This is a genomic window from Pseudomonas sp. SWRI22 (genome assembly GCF_014268395.2).
GTDB classification, from domain to species: Bacteria; Pseudomonadota; Gammaproteobacteria; order Pseudomonadales; family Pseudomonadaceae; genus Aquipseudomonas; species Aquipseudomonas paracarnis.
Genome location: NZ_JABWQK020000003.1, coordinates 446,352 through 460,689, shown reverse-complemented (window position 1 = coordinate 460,689; position 14,338 = coordinate 446,352). Strand labels below are relative to the sequence as shown.

At 62.2% G+C, this 14,338-nt stretch carries 15 protein-coding genes; 2 read left to right on the top strand and 13 right to left on the bottom strand.

Going from position 1 to position 14,338, the window contains the following annotated elements; all coding sequences use genetic code 11:
• The first annotated feature begins 108 nt into the window (after window positions 1-108).
• Both arfA and HU730_RS25150 read left to right on the top strand, forming a co-directional pair.
• The gene (gene arfA, locus HU730_RS25155) at window positions 109-273 is read left to right on the top strand and encodes an alternative ribosome rescue factor ArfA (protein WP_003176285.1); all 165 of its coding nucleotides are present in this window, start codon (window positions 109-111) and stop codon (window positions 271-273) included.
• A gap of 62 nt (window positions 274-335) precedes the next feature.
• Window positions 336-1,661, top strand: a complete 1,326-nt coding sequence (locus HU730_RS25150) for a lytic murein transglycosylase (RefSeq protein ID WP_127881465.1) — start codon at window positions 336-338, stop codon at window positions 1,659-1,661.
• A 115-nt stretch (window positions 1,662-1,776) separates the two neighbouring features.
• Here the strand turns inward: HU730_RS25150 and HU730_RS25145 are convergent, their stop codons facing one another.
• The 13 genes from HU730_RS25145 to HU730_RS25085 all read right to left on the bottom strand — a co-directional run bounded on the left by HU730_RS25145 (window position 1,777) and on the right by HU730_RS25085 (window position 14,257).
• The gene (locus HU730_RS25145) at window positions 1,777-2,697 is read right to left on the bottom strand and encodes an LD-carboxypeptidase (RefSeq protein ID WP_057975549.1); all 921 of its coding nucleotides are present in this window, start codon (window positions 2,695-2,697) and stop codon (window positions 1,777-1,779) included.
• 152 nt (window positions 2,698-2,849) lie between these two features.
• Window positions 2,850-3,851, bottom strand: a complete 1,002-nt coding sequence (gene lipA, locus HU730_RS25140; RefSeq protein ID WP_161793230.1) for a lipoyl synthase — start codon at window positions 3,849-3,851, stop codon at window positions 2,850-2,852.
• 25 nt (window positions 3,852-3,876) lie between these two features.
• Complete coding sequence (gene lipB / locus HU730_RS25135; protein ID WP_014720082.1) at window positions 3,877-4,524, bottom strand: lipoyl(octanoyl) transferase LipB; 648 nt, start codon at window positions 4,522-4,524, stop codon at window positions 3,877-3,879.
• Window positions 4,524-4,805 carry a DUF493 domain-containing protein gene (locus HU730_RS25130; RefSeq protein ID WP_005791752.1) on the bottom strand — a complete coding sequence of 94 codons (282 nt, stop codon included), beginning with the start codon at window positions 4,803-4,805 and terminating at the stop codon, window positions 4,524-4,526. Before HU730_RS25130 ends, lipB begins: the two co-directional genes overlap by 1 nt.
• Before the next feature lie 85 nt (window positions 4,806-4,890).
• Window positions 4,891-6,048, bottom strand: a complete 1,158-nt coding sequence (locus tag HU730_RS25125) for a D-alanyl-D-alanine carboxypeptidase family protein (RefSeq protein WP_014720083.1) — start codon at window positions 6,046-6,048, stop codon at window positions 4,891-4,893.
• 180 nt (window positions 6,049-6,228) lie between these two features.
• Window positions 6,229-7,233: a septal ring lytic transglycosylase RlpA family protein gene (locus HU730_RS25120; protein WP_014720084.1), complete on the bottom strand. Its 1,005-nt coding sequence runs from the start codon at window positions 7,231-7,233 to the stop codon at window positions 6,229-6,231.
• Window positions 7,233-8,243 (bottom strand): lytic murein transglycosylase B, encoded by a 1,011-nt coding sequence (gene mltB, locus HU730_RS25115; RefSeq protein ID WP_054896188.1) that lies wholly within the window; start codon window positions 8,241-8,243, stop codon window positions 7,233-7,235. The genes HU730_RS25120 and mltB overlap by 1 nt, the downstream gene beginning before the upstream one ends.
• 17 nt (window positions 8,244-8,260) lie before the next feature.
• Window positions 8,261-9,364 (bottom strand): rod shape-determining protein RodA, encoded by a 1,104-nt coding sequence (gene rodA, locus HU730_RS25110; protein WP_044268991.1) that lies wholly within the window; start codon window positions 9,362-9,364, stop codon window positions 8,261-8,263.
• 31 nt (window positions 9,365-9,395) lie between these two features.
• Window positions 9,396-11,294, bottom strand: a complete 1,899-nt coding sequence (gene mrdA / locus HU730_RS25105; RefSeq protein WP_034126905.1) for a penicillin-binding protein 2 — start codon at window positions 11,292-11,294, stop codon at window positions 9,396-9,398.
• Between the two features lie 15 nt (window positions 11,295-11,309).
• Window positions 11,310-11,777: a 23S rRNA (pseudouridine(1915)-N(3))-methyltransferase RlmH gene (rlmH, locus tag HU730_RS25100; RefSeq protein ID WP_003176297.1), complete on the bottom strand. Its 468-nt coding sequence runs from the start codon at window positions 11,775-11,777 to the stop codon at window positions 11,310-11,312.
• 9 nt (window positions 11,778-11,786) lie between these two features.
• Complete coding sequence (rsfS, locus tag HU730_RS25095) at window positions 11,787-12,281, bottom strand: ribosome silencing factor (RefSeq protein ID WP_003176298.1); 495 nt, start codon at window positions 12,279-12,281, stop codon at window positions 11,787-11,789.
• A 66-nt stretch (window positions 12,282-12,347) separates the two neighbouring features.
• Complete coding sequence (gene nadD / locus HU730_RS25090; protein WP_003194480.1) at window positions 12,348-12,992, bottom strand: nicotinate-nucleotide adenylyltransferase; 645 nt, start codon at window positions 12,990-12,992, stop codon at window positions 12,348-12,350.
• The gene (locus HU730_RS25085) at window positions 12,992-14,257 is read right to left on the bottom strand and encodes a glutamate-5-semialdehyde dehydrogenase (RefSeq protein WP_034126904.1); all 1,266 of its coding nucleotides are present in this window, start codon (window positions 14,255-14,257) and stop codon (window positions 12,992-12,994) included. Before HU730_RS25085 ends, nadD begins: the two co-directional genes overlap by 1 nt.
• Between the last annotated feature and the right edge of the window lie 81 nt (window positions 14,258-14,338).

The following is a 14,338-nucleotide window of genomic DNA, read 5'->3' as shown; positions in this document are numbered from 1 at the left end:
CCCACTGCTTATTTGCGACATTTCCCACCTATCGACGGGCTTTACAGCCGGCCCACTTCGGCAGATGATTTGCACCGCTGCATTCCACCCCAAGCGAGAGAATCCACCATGAGCAAAAAGCCATCCAAGCATGGCCCCAACAAAGCCAAATCCATCATCGCCCAGCCACTGTTCCGCAGCCGTCAGGAACGCGCCGGCAAAGGCAAAGGCAGCTACCGCCGCGAAGCCTTCCAGTCTAATAGCTGGGAGGCTTCTTACTTTCTGGCTGCCTGAAGGCAAGCGCCCCTCTGGCATGATAAGGTCTGTACCTGATTTGTAACCCCCTGGACCTGTGCATGCCCTCTCGTCTTTCTCGTCATTGGCACCTACGCCAATTGATCGCTGCCTCCAGCCTCATTCTGCTCGTCGCCTGCGCCGAAAAACCTACCGCTGCGGACGCTCAACCCCTGCCCAAGCTCCAGACGGCCCCGGCTATCGCGCCTGCCGTGGTGGCCCCGTTGGCGGTGGACAATCTGGATATCCAGCCGACCCAGACCTTTGCCGAATGGCAAGCTGGCTTCCGTGCTCAAGCGCTGCAAGCCGGGATCACTGCGACCGTGTTCGACAACGCTTTTGCCGGCGTCACCCCTGATATGGCGGTGATTCGCGCCGACCGCAGCCAACCGGAATTTTCTCGCCCGGTGTGGGAATACCTCGACGGTGCACTGTCGCCGGTGCGCGTGCGCAATGGCCAGGCACTGCTGGTCAAGTACGCCGATATTCTGCAAAGCATCGAGCAACGCTATGGCGTCGACCGCCAGGCGCTGGTCTCGGTGTGGGGCATGGAGAGCAACTTCGGCGCTTTCCAGGGCAATAACTCGGTGATCCGCTCCCTGGCCACCCTGGCCTATGAAGGACGTCGTCCGGCCTTTGCGCAAGCGCAGTTGCTGGCAGCGCTGCAGATCATCCAGCATGGCGATATTCAGGCCGACCAGATGAAGGGTTCCTGGGCCGGGGCGATGGGCCAGACCCAGTTCATCCCGACCACCTACAACACCCATGCCGTGGACTTCGACGGTGACGGTCGCCGCGATATCTGGAACAGCCCGTCCGACGCCCTCGCCTCCACGGCGCATTACCTGCAAAGCTCCGGCTGGCAGAAAGGCCAGCCATGGGGCGTTGAAGTGCAGCCGCTGCCGTCTGGCTTCGACTACAGCCTGGCCGATGGCGGCGTGCGCAAGACCGTGGCGCAATGGCTGCAACTGGGCATCCAACTGCCGCCTGGCGTGAGCCTGCCGGCCAATGTCGACCAGCTGTCCGCCGCCCTGCTGCTGCCGGCCGGCTACCGTGGCCCGGCGTTCCTGGTGCTGGATAACTTCCGCGCGATCCTCAAGTACAACAATTCGTCGTCTTATGCACTGGCGGTTGGCTTGCTGTCCGAGCGGTTTGGCGGTGGCGGTGTGATTCGGGGCAGTTGGCCAAAGGATGAGCTGCCGCTGAGCCGTTCGCAACGCATTGACCTGCAGACGGCGCTCAGCGCCAAAGGGTATGACGCGGGTAATGCCGACGGGATTATTGGCGCCAACACGCGCAAGGCGATTCGGGCTGCACAGCAGGCGTTGGGCTGGCCGGCGGATGGGTATCCGACGGTGAAGTTGCTGGAGTCGCTGCAGAACCGCTGAAGTGATCGCTCCCACGCTCTGCGTGGGAGCGCTGCCTTGGACGCTCCGCGTCGGCGACTGAAGAGGGTGACGCAGAGCGTCACTGGAGGAATTCCCACGCAGAGCGTGGGAACGATCAGGCCTTGAACACTACATCTTGCTCCAACACCACCCGCTGCTCTCCCGCATCCAGGCGCACCAAGGCGCCCATCGGCAATGTCAGGTTCGGGTCGCAATGCCCACTGCGCCAGCCTGCCAGCACTGGAATGCACAGCGGCTCAAAGGTCTGCTTCAGCAGATGCGCCAACGCCGCGCTATCCACACCGGCCACATCCCCTACCAGCACACCGGCGACCTGAGCCAGCTTCCCAGCCAAGCGCAGGTGGGTCAGCAGGCGGTCGATGCGATAGAGCGGTTCGTTGACGTCTTCGATAAACAGGATGATGCCGTCAGCGTCTATTTCGTACGGCGTGCCCATGACTGCGGCGATCATCGACAAGTTACCGCCCAGCAAGCGCCCACAAGCCACACCGGGCTCGATTGTGATCAACGGGTAGGCCATCGGGTGCGGCAGCACACTGCCGGCGCCCCGTTGGCCACGCAGCAGGCTGAACAAAGAGGATTCGGTGGGCGGCTGTTTGCCACCGAGCAGGTCGGCATTGAGCATCGGGCCATGGAACGTCACAAAGCCCGCATAGCGGTTGATGGCCAGGTGCAAGGCGGTGATATCGCTGTAGCCCACAAACGGCTTGGGGTTGGCGCGCAGCAGGTCGAAGTCCAGCGCATCGAGCAAACGGGGCGTGCCATAGCCGCCACGCAGGCAGAGGATGGCATCGATGTCGGGGTTGGCGAAGGCGGCATGCAAATCGCGCAGGCGCACTTCATCGCTACCGGCCAGGTAGCCGTCGCGCTCGTGCACACCAGGGAAAATGTGCAGGTCGTAGCCACGGGCACGCATCCATTGCCGGGCTTTTTCAACATCCAGCGCGGCGGGGCCGGCGGGGGCGATCAGGCCGAGGGTGCCTTCGGGGCGCAGTGCAGGTACGGCGGCGGTCATCCATGGTTCTCCCTATATGACGCAGAACGAAATGTGGGAGCTGGCTCGCCTGCGATGCAAGCGCCTCGGTGTATCAGTGACACCGAGGTGATGCTATCGCAGGCGAGCCAGCTCCCACACAAGCCCGCATTTCACATTGATTCTGGAGCGGCTTACGAAACCAGGCTCGCCTTGACCAGCTTGGCCTGCTCATCGGCATGATACGAAGACCGCACCAACGGGCCCGAGGCCACGTTCTTGAAGCCCATCTTGTAGCCTTCCTCGGCGAACCAAGCGAAGGTGTCCGGGTGCACGAAGCGCTGCACCGGCAAGTGGCTGCGGGACGGTTGCAGGTACTGGCCCAGGGTCAGCATGTCGATGTCGTGTTCGCGCATGCGCTTCATGACTTCGATGACTTCTTCGTCGGTTTCACCCAGGCCCAGCATCAAGCCGGACTTGGTCGGGATGTGCGGCATCATCTGCTTGAATTTCTGCAGCAGGGTCAGCGACCACTGGTAGTCCGAACCCGGCCGCGCAGCCTTGTACAGGCGCGGCACGGTTTCCAGGTTGTGGTTGAACACATCCGGCGGCTCGGCAGCGGTGATGTCCAGGGCGACGTCCATACGGCCACGGTAGTCCGGCACCAGGGTTTCGAGCATCACGTTCGGCGACAGCTTGCGGATCTCGCGGATGCAGTCGGCAAAGTGCTGGGCACCACCGTCACGCAGGTCGTCGCGGTCTACCGAGGTGATCACCACATACTTGAGCTTCAGGTCGGCGATGGCGATGGCCAGGCTTTCTGGCTCATTGACGTCCAACGGCTTCGGACGGCCGTGGCCGACGTCGCAGAACGGGCAGCGACGGGTGCAGATGTCACCCATGATCATGAACGTGGCGGTGCCGCCAGAGAAGCACTCGCCCAGGTTCGGGCAGGAGGCTTCTTCGCATACGCTGTGCAACTTGTGTTTGCGCAGCAGCGACTTGATACGGTCGACTTCCGGCGAAACCGGGATGCGCACGCGAATCCAGTCAGGTTTCTTCGGCAGTTCGGTGGTCGGGATGATCTTGACCGGGATGCGTGCAACCTTCTCGGCGCCGCGCAGCTTGACGCCGGCTTCCACCTTGGCACGCGGGGCCGGGGCTGGACGCTCAGTGATGTCCAGCGTCGGGATCATGGTTTGCACAACATCAGTAGTCATATCAATCGATTCCGCCCGTCAGGGTCGTCTGCTCTGCATAGTCGAGGTGTTTGACGAGCTGCGCGCGCAGCCGGGCACTTACCTCGGCAAATTCTATGGATGTTGCATGCTCACTCAACTGGGTCATCGCAAGCCCGGCGTAACCGCACGGGTTGATCCGTCGGAACGGCGCCAGGTCCATGTCCACATTCAAGGCCAGGCCATGAAACGAACAACCGTGGCGAATGCGCAGCCCCAGGGAGGCGATTTTCGCGCCATCCACGTATACACCCGGTGCATCGGGCTTGGCCACGGCGGTCACGCCGTAACTGGCCAACAGCTCGATCAGGCACGTCTCCATGCGGCTGACCAGGTCGCGCACGCCAAACCCCAGCTTGCGCACGTCCAGTAGCAGGTAAGCCACCAGTTGACCGGGCCCATGGTAAGTCACTTGCCCCCCTCGGTCGACCTGCACCACCGGAATATCGCCCGGAAGCAGCAAGTGCTCGGCCTTGCCGGCCTGACCCTGGGTGAAGACCGGCGGGTGTTCCACCAGCCAGATTTCATCCGGGGCCGAAGTGCCGCGCTCATTGGTAAAGCGCTGCATGGCATGCCAGACCGGCTCGTATGCCATCCGGCCGAGCTCGCGAAAGCCCAGGACTTGCGACATCACAGCACCATATGCACGAAGCCGGTGGCTCGCAGTTCGCTGTTGATGTTGTAGAGCTGGTCTTGATCGGTCGCAACGATGTGCAACTGGATCGTGGTGTACTTGCCGGTGGAGCTTTGGCGCTCGTCCACGCGGTTGTCGTTGATCGTCGCGTGCTTCCTGACGATCTCGAGAATCTTGTCCTTGCGGCCGACACCGGTATCGCTGATCACCTTGACGGGATAATCCGTCACAGGAAATTCGATCTTTGGCGCCTTTACTTCTACGTCTTTATCGGTCATGGCAGAACAGCCTCGTAAGCGCTAAGCCGTGGCGACGGGCAAAGCCCCGCGTTGGATCAACGCGGGGCTTTGCAGGTGCACACAATCAGTTGAACAAGCCGTAGAAGAATAGACGGATGCTATCCCATACGCGGCGGAAGATACCACCTTCCTCGACAGCGTCCAGCGCGATCAGGTCGGCGCTGTGCACCACCTTGTCGTCCAGCTTCACTTCGACCTTGCCGATCACATCACCCTTGGCGATTGGCGCAACCAATTGCGGGTTCAGGGTCATGCTGGCGGCGAGTTTTTTCAGCTGGCCCTTAGGCATGGTCAGGGTCAGGTCGTCGGCCAGGCCGGCCTTGACTTGCGAAGTCGAGCCCTTCCACACCGGCGCGGTCGCCAGTTCAGCACCCTTCTGGTAGAAGGTCTGGGTTTCGAAGAAGCGGAAGCCGTAAGTCAGCAGTTTTTGCGTCTCGGCCGCACGGGCCTGCTCGCTGTTGGTGCCGAATACCACGGCGATCAGGCGCTGGCCATCACGTACGGCGGACGACACCATGCAGTAGCCGGCTTCGTCGGTGTGGCCGGTCTTCAGGCCATCGACGGTCTTGTCGCGCCACAGCAACAGGTTGCGGTTAGGCTGCTTGATGTTGTTCCAGAAGAATTCCTTCTGGGAGTAGATCGCATAGTGCACCGGGTCAACGCGGATGATGGCGCGTGCCAGGATCGCCATGTCATGAGCCGACGAATAGTGCTCTGGGTTCGGCAGGCCGGTCGGGTTCATGAAGTGGCTGTTGGTCATGCCCAGCTCACCGGCGGTTTTGTTCATCATGTCGGCGAAGGCGTCTTCGCTGCCGGCGATGTGCTCGGCCAGGGCGACGCTGGCGTCGTTACCGGACTGGATGATGATGCCGTGCAGCAGGTCGCTCACGGTCACTTGCGAACCCACCTTGATGAACATCCGCGAACCACCGGTACGCCAGGCGTTTTCGCTGACGGTAACCGGGTCGTTTTCGCCGATCTGGCCGCGACGGATTTCCAGGGTCGCGATGTAGGCAGTCATCAGCTTGGTCAGGCTGGCAGGCGGCAGGCGTACATCACCGCCGTTTTCGACCAGCACGTTGCCACTGGCGGCGTCCATGAGGACCCACGACTTGGCGGCCAGTTGCGGGGAGGCCGGCACCATTTCAACCGCCCAGGCGGCCGGGGTGATGATCAGCGAGATAAGCAGGCACGTGCGTTTGGCTAAGGTGGTGATGTTCATCCGTCTCTCGAAATTGCTTATGGAAACTTGCCCTCGCGGGCAAAACTATTCAGACAGCCCGCTTCCAGACTGTCACGTGTTCGGTTGCCCGCTCACCCCTTGCCCCTGGGTTTTTATTGTTCAACGAGCCAACAACCAGGGCTCGGGCACGCAGACGCCCCCGAGCCATCAATGCGTTACTTATTCTGCGGTGACCACGCTAGGTTGCCCCAGGTTGGCCAGGCGTACGCTGTTCTGCACTTGCGCCACTTCGCTCGGCGAGCCGATCGGGCCCATGCGCACACGGTGCAACGTTTGCTGGTTACGCACGATGGAGCTGATGAAAACCGGCGCACTGACCATGCCGCTGAGCTTGGACCTTAACAGTTCTGCCGCATCCGGGTTGGCGAAAGCGCCGACCTGCAGGTATTGCCCGCCCGCCATCGAGGCGCCCGGTGCCGCGTGAGGGACGACGACGGTATCCGGAGCATGTTGCGCCGGCGGCGGCGTCCACTGCTCGATCTTGCCGGTCGAGGCCGTCACTTGCGGTTGCGGGGTAGCCGGTTCGTTGAGCATCAACGGCGCCGGCTTGCCGCGCTGGGCCCAGTACTGCGCCGGGTCGATGCCTTCGACTTTCACCCGGGCGGTGCCGGTTTCGGCGTAGCCAAGCTTCTTGGCGGCGGCGTAGGACAGGTCGATGATCCGGTCCGAATAGAACGGCCCACGATCATTGACCCGCAGGATCACGGTGCGATTGTTGTCCAGGTTGGTCACGCGCACATAGCTAGGCAGCGGCAGGGTCTTGTGGGCCGCGCTCATGCCATACAGGTCATACACTTCGCCGTTGGCGGTGTTCTGGCCATGGAACTTGGTGCCGTACCAGGACGCGGTGCCTGACTGCACGTAAGTCTTGGATTCCTGCAGCGGGAAGTAATTCTTGCCCAGCACGGTATAGGGGTTGGCCTTGTACGGGCCGGTGTGCAGGGTCGGCGTGGCGTCCGGGATTTTCGACACATCCACATCCCACCACGGCGCGCCGTCTTTGTGCGCGCGGTTGATGTCCAGGCCCGGCTGGGCACGTACCACCGCACCGCCCGCCTTTTTGGCCGGCGCACGGTTAGGGGTGGTGGAACAACTGGCTACCAACAAGGACAACGCGGCGAACGCCACCAGCTTGAGCGGTTTTTTGAACGGCGATACCCGCATTACTTGTTGCCCCGTGCTTGAACCAGCTCATCTGACAGCTGATGCACGGCCATGGCGTACATCACACTGCGGTTATAACGCGTGATTGCGTAGAAATTCTTCAGGCCCATCCAGTATTCAGGGCCATTTGCGCCTTCCAGGCGGAATGCCGTCACCGGCATGTCGTCGCGTGGCGCATTCTGACTCGACCAGCCCAGCGCTCGCAACTCCCCGACGGTCTTGACCGGTTCGATACCTTGGGTCAGGCCCTCGTCGGCGCGCTCGCCCGTGACATCGGCGCGGATAACCACCGGCTCGCCGGCGACCCAGCCGTGGCGCTTGAAGTAGCTGGCCACGCTGCCGATGGCATCGTCGGGGTTGCTCCAGATATTGATGTGCCCGTCACCGTCGAAATCCACCGCATAGGCGCGAAAGCTGCTCGGCATGAACTGCGGCAAGCCCATCGCCCCGGCGTAGGAGCCCTTGAGGCTCAGCGGGTCGACCTGCTCTTCGCGGGCCAGCAACAGGAATTCGCGCAGTTCCTTGCGGAAGAACTCGGCGCGGGGCGGGTAATCGAAGCCCAGTGTCGACAAGGCGTCGATCACCCGGTAGCTGCCGGTGTTGCGCCCGTAGAAGGTTTCGATGCCGATGATCGAGACGATCACCTGCGCCGGCACGCCGTACTCCTGCTCGGCGCGGGCCAGTACCGCCTCGTGCTGGCGCCAGAAATCCACGCCGCGGGCGATGCGCGCATCAGTGAGGAACATCGGGCGATAGTCCTTCCACTGCTTGACGCGTTCGGCGGGCCGGGAGATGGCGTCGAGGATCGCCTGCTTTTTCTGGGCTTCGCGGAACACGCCCATCAGTTGCTCACCGGCAAAACCGTAGTCGCGGGTCAGCTCACCGACAAATTCGGCAACCTGGGGAGAGCCATCGTAGTCACCGGCCTGCGCCTCTTGCGTTGCCCCCAGCAGCCCGATCAGGCCCATCCAGGTCGCATGCCGAGTCGCCCAGCCGCGCATTACTTGCATTGACATCTTCACCTTATTCAAACCTGTGCGATCCACTTGCGATGCGTATGAATCGACATCAAAACCCCAAACGCTGACAGCAATGTCACCAGCGAAGTTCCGCCGTAGCTAATGAATGGCAACGGCACCCCAACCACCGGCAGCAGGCCACTGACCATACCGATGTTGACGAAAACGTAAACAAAAAAAGTCATGGTCAGGCTGCCGGCGAGCAATTTGCCGAACAGCGTTTGCGCCTGGGCAGTGATCACCAGGCCGCGACCAATCAACAGCAGATAAATCAGCAACAACGCGCAAATGCCCACCAGGCCGAACTCTTCGCCCATCACCGCGATGATGAAGTCGGTGTGGCTCTCGGGCAAGAAGTCCAGGTGAGACTGGGTGCCCAGCAACCATCCCTTGCCAAACACCCCGCCGGAACCGATGGCCGCCTTGGATTGGATGATGTTCCAGCCAGTGCCCAGCGGGTCGCTTTCCGGGTCGAGGAACGTCAGGATCCGTTGCTTCTGGTAGTCGTGCATAAAGAAGAACCACATGGCCACGGCCACGGGCACGGCGGCTGCCAACACGCTGAGGATCCAGCGCCAGCGCAGGCCGCCCATAAACAATACGAACGCGCCACCGGCGAGGATCAGCAACGAGGTGCCAAGGTCCGGCTGGCGCACGATCAACACAAAGGGCACGCCGATCAGGATCAGGCTGATCGCCACGTGCTTGAGCTGCGGCGGCAAGGTGCGCTTGGACAGGTACCAGGCAATGGTGGCGGGCATCAGGATCTTCATGAATTCCGACGGCTGGAAGCGAATCACCCCGGGGATGTTGATCCAGCGTGTGGCGCCCATGGCGTTGTGGCCCATGACGTCCACCACCACCAGCAACAACACGCCGGCGACATACCCCAAGGGCACCCAGCGCGCCATGAAACGCGGCTCCAACTGGGCGATGACCACCATCGACAGCAGGCCCAGGCCAAACGAGGACGCCTGCTTGATCAGCAGGTCCCAGTTCTTGCCGCTGGCCGAATACAGTACAAAAAGGCTGCCGGCCGCCAGGGTCAGCAGCAGGATCAGCAGGGGGCCATCAATGTGCATGCGTTGCAGCAACGTCGCACGGCGACGCATCACATCTTCGCTGGAGAGGATGCGGTCAAAATTACTCTTCACGGGCCGTAACCTCGGGGCTTGAAGGGGGGCCGCCATACTCGGGCTTGAGCCGGCCATCGTCGGCCAGCAGCCAGGCGTCCATCACCTGGCGTACCACTGGGGCCGCGACGCCGGAGCCGGACTCGCCGTTCTCGACCATCACTGCCACAACGATCTTCGGGTCTTCCGCCGGGGCAAAGCCGACAAACAAGGCGTGGTCGCGGTGGCGTTCCTGGACCTTGGAGCGGTCATACTTTTCGCCCTGCTTGATCGCGACCACTTGGGCGGTACCACTTTTGCCGGCAATGCGGTATTGAGCGCCAATTGCCGCTTTGCGCGCAGTGCCGCGAGCGCCGTGCATCACCTGCTGCATGCCGTGGTTGACCTTGGCCCAATCAGACGGGTCACGTAGCACAATGTCAGGAATCGGATTGTCGTCCACCGGCTTTTCGCCTTCGATGGTCCTGGCCAGGTGCGGTCGATTCCACACGCCTTTGTTCGCCACCAGCGCCGTGGCCTGGGCCAGTTGCAGCGGAGTGGCCTGCATATAGCCCTGGCCGATACCCAGGATCAGCGTTTCGCCAGGGAACCACGCCTGACGTCGGGTCGCACGCTTCCACTCCCGCGACGGCATCAGGCCGGGGGATTCTTCGAACATGTCCAGGGAGACTTTCTGACCGAGGCCGAACTTGCCCATGTAGGCAGACAGCCGATCAATTCCCAGTTTATGGGCCAAGTCGTAAAAATAGGTGTCGTTGGAGCGCATGATCGCGGTGTCCAGGTCGACATAGCCGTCACCGGAGCGGTTCCAGTTACGGTACTTGTGGTCGTAGTTGGGCAGCATGTAGTAGCCAGGGTCGTACACCCGGCTTGAGGCCGTGACCACGCCAGCATCCAGGCCGGCAATCGCCACCGCCGGCTTGATGGTCGAGCCCGGCGGGTACAGGCCGCGCAACACACGGTTGAACAGTGGCCGGTCGATGGAATCACGCAGCTCGGCGTAGGCCTTGAAGCTGATGCCAGTCACAAAGGGGTTGGGGTCGAAGCTGGGCTGGCTGACCATCGCCAGCACTTCGCCAGTCTTCGGGTCCAGCGCCACTACGGCACCCCGCCGACCGCCCAGAGCCATCTCGGCAGCTTCCTGCAACTTGATGTCCAGGCTCAGGACAATGTCCTTGCCCGGCACCGGATCGGTGCGCTTGAGCACGCGCAATACGCGACCACGCGCATTGGTCTCGACTTCCTCGTTACCTACCTGGCCATGCAACTCGGCCTCGTAGAAACGCTCGATACCCGTTTTGCCGATGTGATGGGTGCCGCTGTAGTTGATCGGGTCGAGGGTTTTCAGCTCTTTCTCGTTGATCCGCCCCATGTAGCCAACGGAGTGGGCAAAGTGCGGCCCTTGCGGGTAATGCCGCACCAACTGCGCCACCACTTCCACACCCGGCAGGCGGAACTGGTTCACCGCAATCCGGGCGATCTGCTCCTCGGTCAGCTCGAACAGGATCGGCACCGGCTCGAACGGCCGGCGCCCCTGCCGCATGCGCTTCTCGAAGACCGCCCGGTCTTCCGGCGTCAGTTGCAGCACCTCGACGATGACATCGAGGACCTGCTTCCAGTCGCCGGAGCGTTCACGGGTCATGCTCAGGCTGAAGCTGGGCCGGTTATCGGCAACCACTACGCCATTGCGGTCGAAAATCAGCCCACGGGTCGGGGGAATCGGCTGCACATGCACCCGGTTGTTTTCCGACAGCGTGGAGTGATAGTCGTACTGGATCACCTGGAGGAAATACAGCCGCGCAATCAGCACGCACATCAGCACCACCACCAAGACAGCACCGAACACCACCCGCGCGCGTACCAGACGTGCGTCTTTCTCGTGGTCCTTGATGCGGATCGGCTGGGTCATCGGGGGCGGCGCAGACTATTTGTGGTAAGGGTGCCCGGACAGAACTGTCCAGGCGCGATACAGCTGTTCACCGATCAGAATCCTTACCAACGGGTGCGGCAACGTCAGCGCCGACAGCGACCAGCGCTGATCGGCCCGCGCACAGACTTCCGGCGCCAGCCCTTCCGGGCCGCCGACCATGAAATTGACCGTGCGCGAATCCAGGCGCCAGCGATCCAGTTCCACCGCCAGTTGCTCGGTGCTCCAGGGCTTGCCGTGCACTTCAAGGGTGACGATGCGCTCATTGGGGCCGACCTTGGCCAGCATGGCTTCGCCTTCCTGACGGATAAAGCGCGCCACGTCGGCGTTCTTGCCCCGGGTATTGAGCGGTATTTCCACCAGCTCAAGCGACAGCTCAGCGGGCAGACGCTTGGCATATTCGTGCCAGCCTTCTTCCACCCACTTGGGCATGCGTGAACCGACAGCGATCAGACGCAGGCGCACAGCCGTTCCTTATTCCTGGTCTTTGTTGAGCTTGTCGAAGTGCGCGTGGCCCACTTCCGGGCTGTGGTGCTTGCCATCAGCGGCACGGCTCTGCTCGGCGCCTTTCCACAGACGCTCCAGGTCGTAGAACTGGCGAGCGTTGGAGGTCATCATGTGAACGATCACATCGTCCATGTCCAGCAGCACCCAGTCGCTGTCGCCCTTGCCTTCTTCACCCAGTGGCTTGACGCCCTGGGCTTTGACGGCTTCGCGAACCTTGTCCAGCATCGCGCCGATCTGGCGGTTGGAGGTACCGGTGGCGATGATCATGAAGTCGGTGATGCTCTGCTTGTCGCGCACGTCCAGCACCTGGATGTCCTGGGCTTTAACGTCTTCCAGGGCAGCCACGGCGACTTTCACCAGCTCTTCGCCAGCCAATTCCGGGCCGACATGGGCTTCAACCGGCAGCGGCGCGCTTTTGAAGGTGCCTTTGCGCTTAACTTTGCTTACGTCTTTGTTCGTCATATAAAACTCGTTTTGCTCGTATGTTCGGGCGCTTGCTGCACGGTTCGTGCGTTCAAGCGCGCCTTTTCAGTTCGACGCACGGTACAGCCCGTGCGCATCGATGTAGGCCAGGACCGCGTCAGGCACCAGGAAACGTACCGACTTCCCGCTGGCCAGCAGTTGACGGATCTGGGTGGCGGACACCGCAAGCGGGGTCTGCCAGACGAATGCAATATTCCCGTTCGGCCCGGTCAGGGCCAAGGGGTCACTTACCGACCGCGCGGCCAGCAGGTTGCGCAAGGCATCCGGCGGTTCGCTGTCGGCATCCGGGCGTTGCAAAACCAGGATGTGGCAATGCTGGAGGAGTTCCTCCCAGCGGTGCCAAGAGGGCAGGCCGCAAAATGCGTCCCAGCCCAAAAGCAGAAACAGTGGGTCATCCGCGGCCAATTCGGCGCGCATCAGCTCCAGGGTGTCGATAGTGTAGGACGGTTTATCGCGCTTGAGTTCGCGATCGTCCACCACCAGCGGCGATATACCTTCCACGGCAACACGCACCATTTCCAGGCGTTGCTCGGCGGCCACCTGCGGCGTGTCGCGATGGGGCGGCCGGAAATTGGGCAGCAGGCGCAGCTCATCCAGCGCAAGGGCATCCGCAACTTCGAGGGCACTGCGCAAATGGCCGATGTGCACGGGGTCGAAAGTACCGCCGAGCAGCCCGATGCGTTTAGTCATCAAGTGCGCACATGACCGTCGCCAAACACCACGTACTTCTCACTGGTCAGCCCTTCGAGGCCCACCGGGCCGCGTGCGTGGAGCTTGTCGGTGGAAATACCGATCTCAGCCCCCAGGCCGTACTCGAAGCCGTCGGCAAAACGCGTCGAGGCGTTGACCATCACCGAAGCGGAATCCACTTCGTTGAGAAAACGCCGGGCATCGCTGAAATGCTCGGAAACGATGGCGTCGGTGTGCTTGGAGCCATAGGTATTGATGTGTTCGATGGCCTGGTCCAGGTCGTCGACGATGCGGATCGACAGGATCGGGGCCGTGTACTCGGTGTACCAGTCCTGCTCGGTCGCCTCGATGACGTCCGCGCCCAGCAGCGCACGGGTGCGCTCGCAACCGCGCAGCTCTACCGACTTGTCACGGTAGATGGCGGCCAGCGGCGGCAGCACACGCTCGGCAATGCCAGCGTGCACCAGCAGGGTTTCCATAGTGTTGCACGGCGCGTAGCGGTGGGTCTTGGCGTTGTCGGCAATGCGAATCGCCTTGTCGAGGTCGGCGGCGATGTCGATGAACACATGGCAGACGCCGTCCAGGTGCTTGATAACTGGCACCTTGGCATCACGGCTGACACGCTCGATCAGGCTCTTGCCCCCCCGCGGCACAATCACGTCGACGAATTCCGGCATGGTGATCAGCGCGCCCACGGCAGCACGGTCGGTGGTTTCCACCACTTGCACCACTTCAGCCGGTAACTCGGCCACGGCCAGGCCCTGCTGGATGCAGGCGGCGATGGCGCGGTTGGAATTGATCGCTTCGGAACCGCCACGCAGGATGGTGGCGTTGCCAGACTTGAGGCACAGGCTCGCGGCGTCGATGGTCACGTTCGGACGCGACTCATAGATGATGCCGATCACGCCCAGGGGAACGCGCATCTTGCCCACCTGGATGCCGGACGGCAGGTAGCGCATGTCGCGAATTTCACCGATGGGGTCAGGCAGCTTGGCCACCTGACGCAGGCCTTCGATCATGTCGTCGATACGTGCCGGGGTCAGCGCCAGGCGGTCCAGCAGGGCTGGCTCCAGGCCGTTAGCGCGCCCATTGGCCAGGTCCAGCTCGTTGGCGGCGGTCAACTCGGAGCGCGAAGCATCCAGAGCATCCGCAGCCGCCAGCAGCGCACGGTTCTTCTGCGCGGTGCTCGCACGGGCGATCAACCGCGAGGCCTGCCGGGCAGCGCGACCCAGGCGGGTCATGTAGTCAAGAACGGACTCAGTCATGGTCAGGGAGTCTTGGCAAAGAGGAAAGCGGCAGATTATAGCTGTGACGCCGCCCGACTGACAGCGGTGAGGGGCGGATGG

Coding starts and splice junctions, on each gene's coding strand:
- HU730_RS25125 (WP_014720083.1), bottom strand. CDS start 6,048: ATGAACATCACCACCTTAGCCAAACGCACGTGCCTGCTTATCTCGCTG.
- HU730_RS25120 (WP_014720084.1), bottom strand. CDS start 7,233: ATGCGGGTATCGCCGTTCAAAAAACCGCTCAAGCTGGTGGCGTTCGCC.
- rodA (WP_044268991.1), bottom strand. CDS start 9,364: ATGCGTCGCCGTGCGACGTTGCTGCAACGCATGCACATTGATGGCCCC.
- rsfS (WP_003176298.1), bottom strand. CDS start 12,281: ATGACGAACAAAGACGTAAGCAAAGTTAAGCGCAAAGGCACCTTCAAA.
- HU730_RS25145 (WP_057975549.1), bottom strand. CDS start 2,697: ATGACCGCCGCCGTACCTGCACTGCGCCCCGAAGGCACCCTCGGCCTG.
- HU730_RS25130 (WP_005791752.1), bottom strand. CDS start 4,805: ATGACCGATAAAGACGTAGAAGTAAAGGCGCCAAAGATCGAATTTCCT.
- lipB (WP_014720082.1), bottom strand. CDS start 4,524: ATGTCGCAAGTCCTGGGCTTTCGCGAGCTCGGCCGGATGGCATACGAG.
- HU730_RS25150 (WP_127881465.1), top strand. CDS start 336: ATGCCCTCTCGTCTTTCTCGTCATTGGCACCTACGCCAATTGATCGCT.
- mrdA (WP_034126905.1), bottom strand. CDS start 11,294: ATGACCCAGCCGATCCGCATCAAGGACCACGAGAAAGACGCACGTCTG.
- HU730_RS25085 (WP_034126904.1), bottom strand. CDS start 14,257: ATGACTGAGTCCGTTCTTGACTACATGACCCGCCTGGGTCGCGCTGCC.
- mltB (WP_054896188.1), bottom strand. CDS start 8,243: ATGCAAGTAATGCGCGGCTGGGCGACTCGGCATGCGACCTGGATGGGC.
- nadD (WP_003194480.1), bottom strand. CDS start 12,992: ATGACTAAACGCATCGGGCTGCTCGGCGGTACTTTCGACCCCGTGCAC.
- arfA (WP_003176285.1), top strand. CDS start 109: ATGAGCAAAAAGCCATCCAAGCATGGCCCCAACAAAGCCAAATCCATC.
- lipA (WP_161793230.1), bottom strand. CDS start 3,851: ATGATCCCGACGCTGGACATCACTGAGCGTCCAGCCCCGGCCCCGCGT.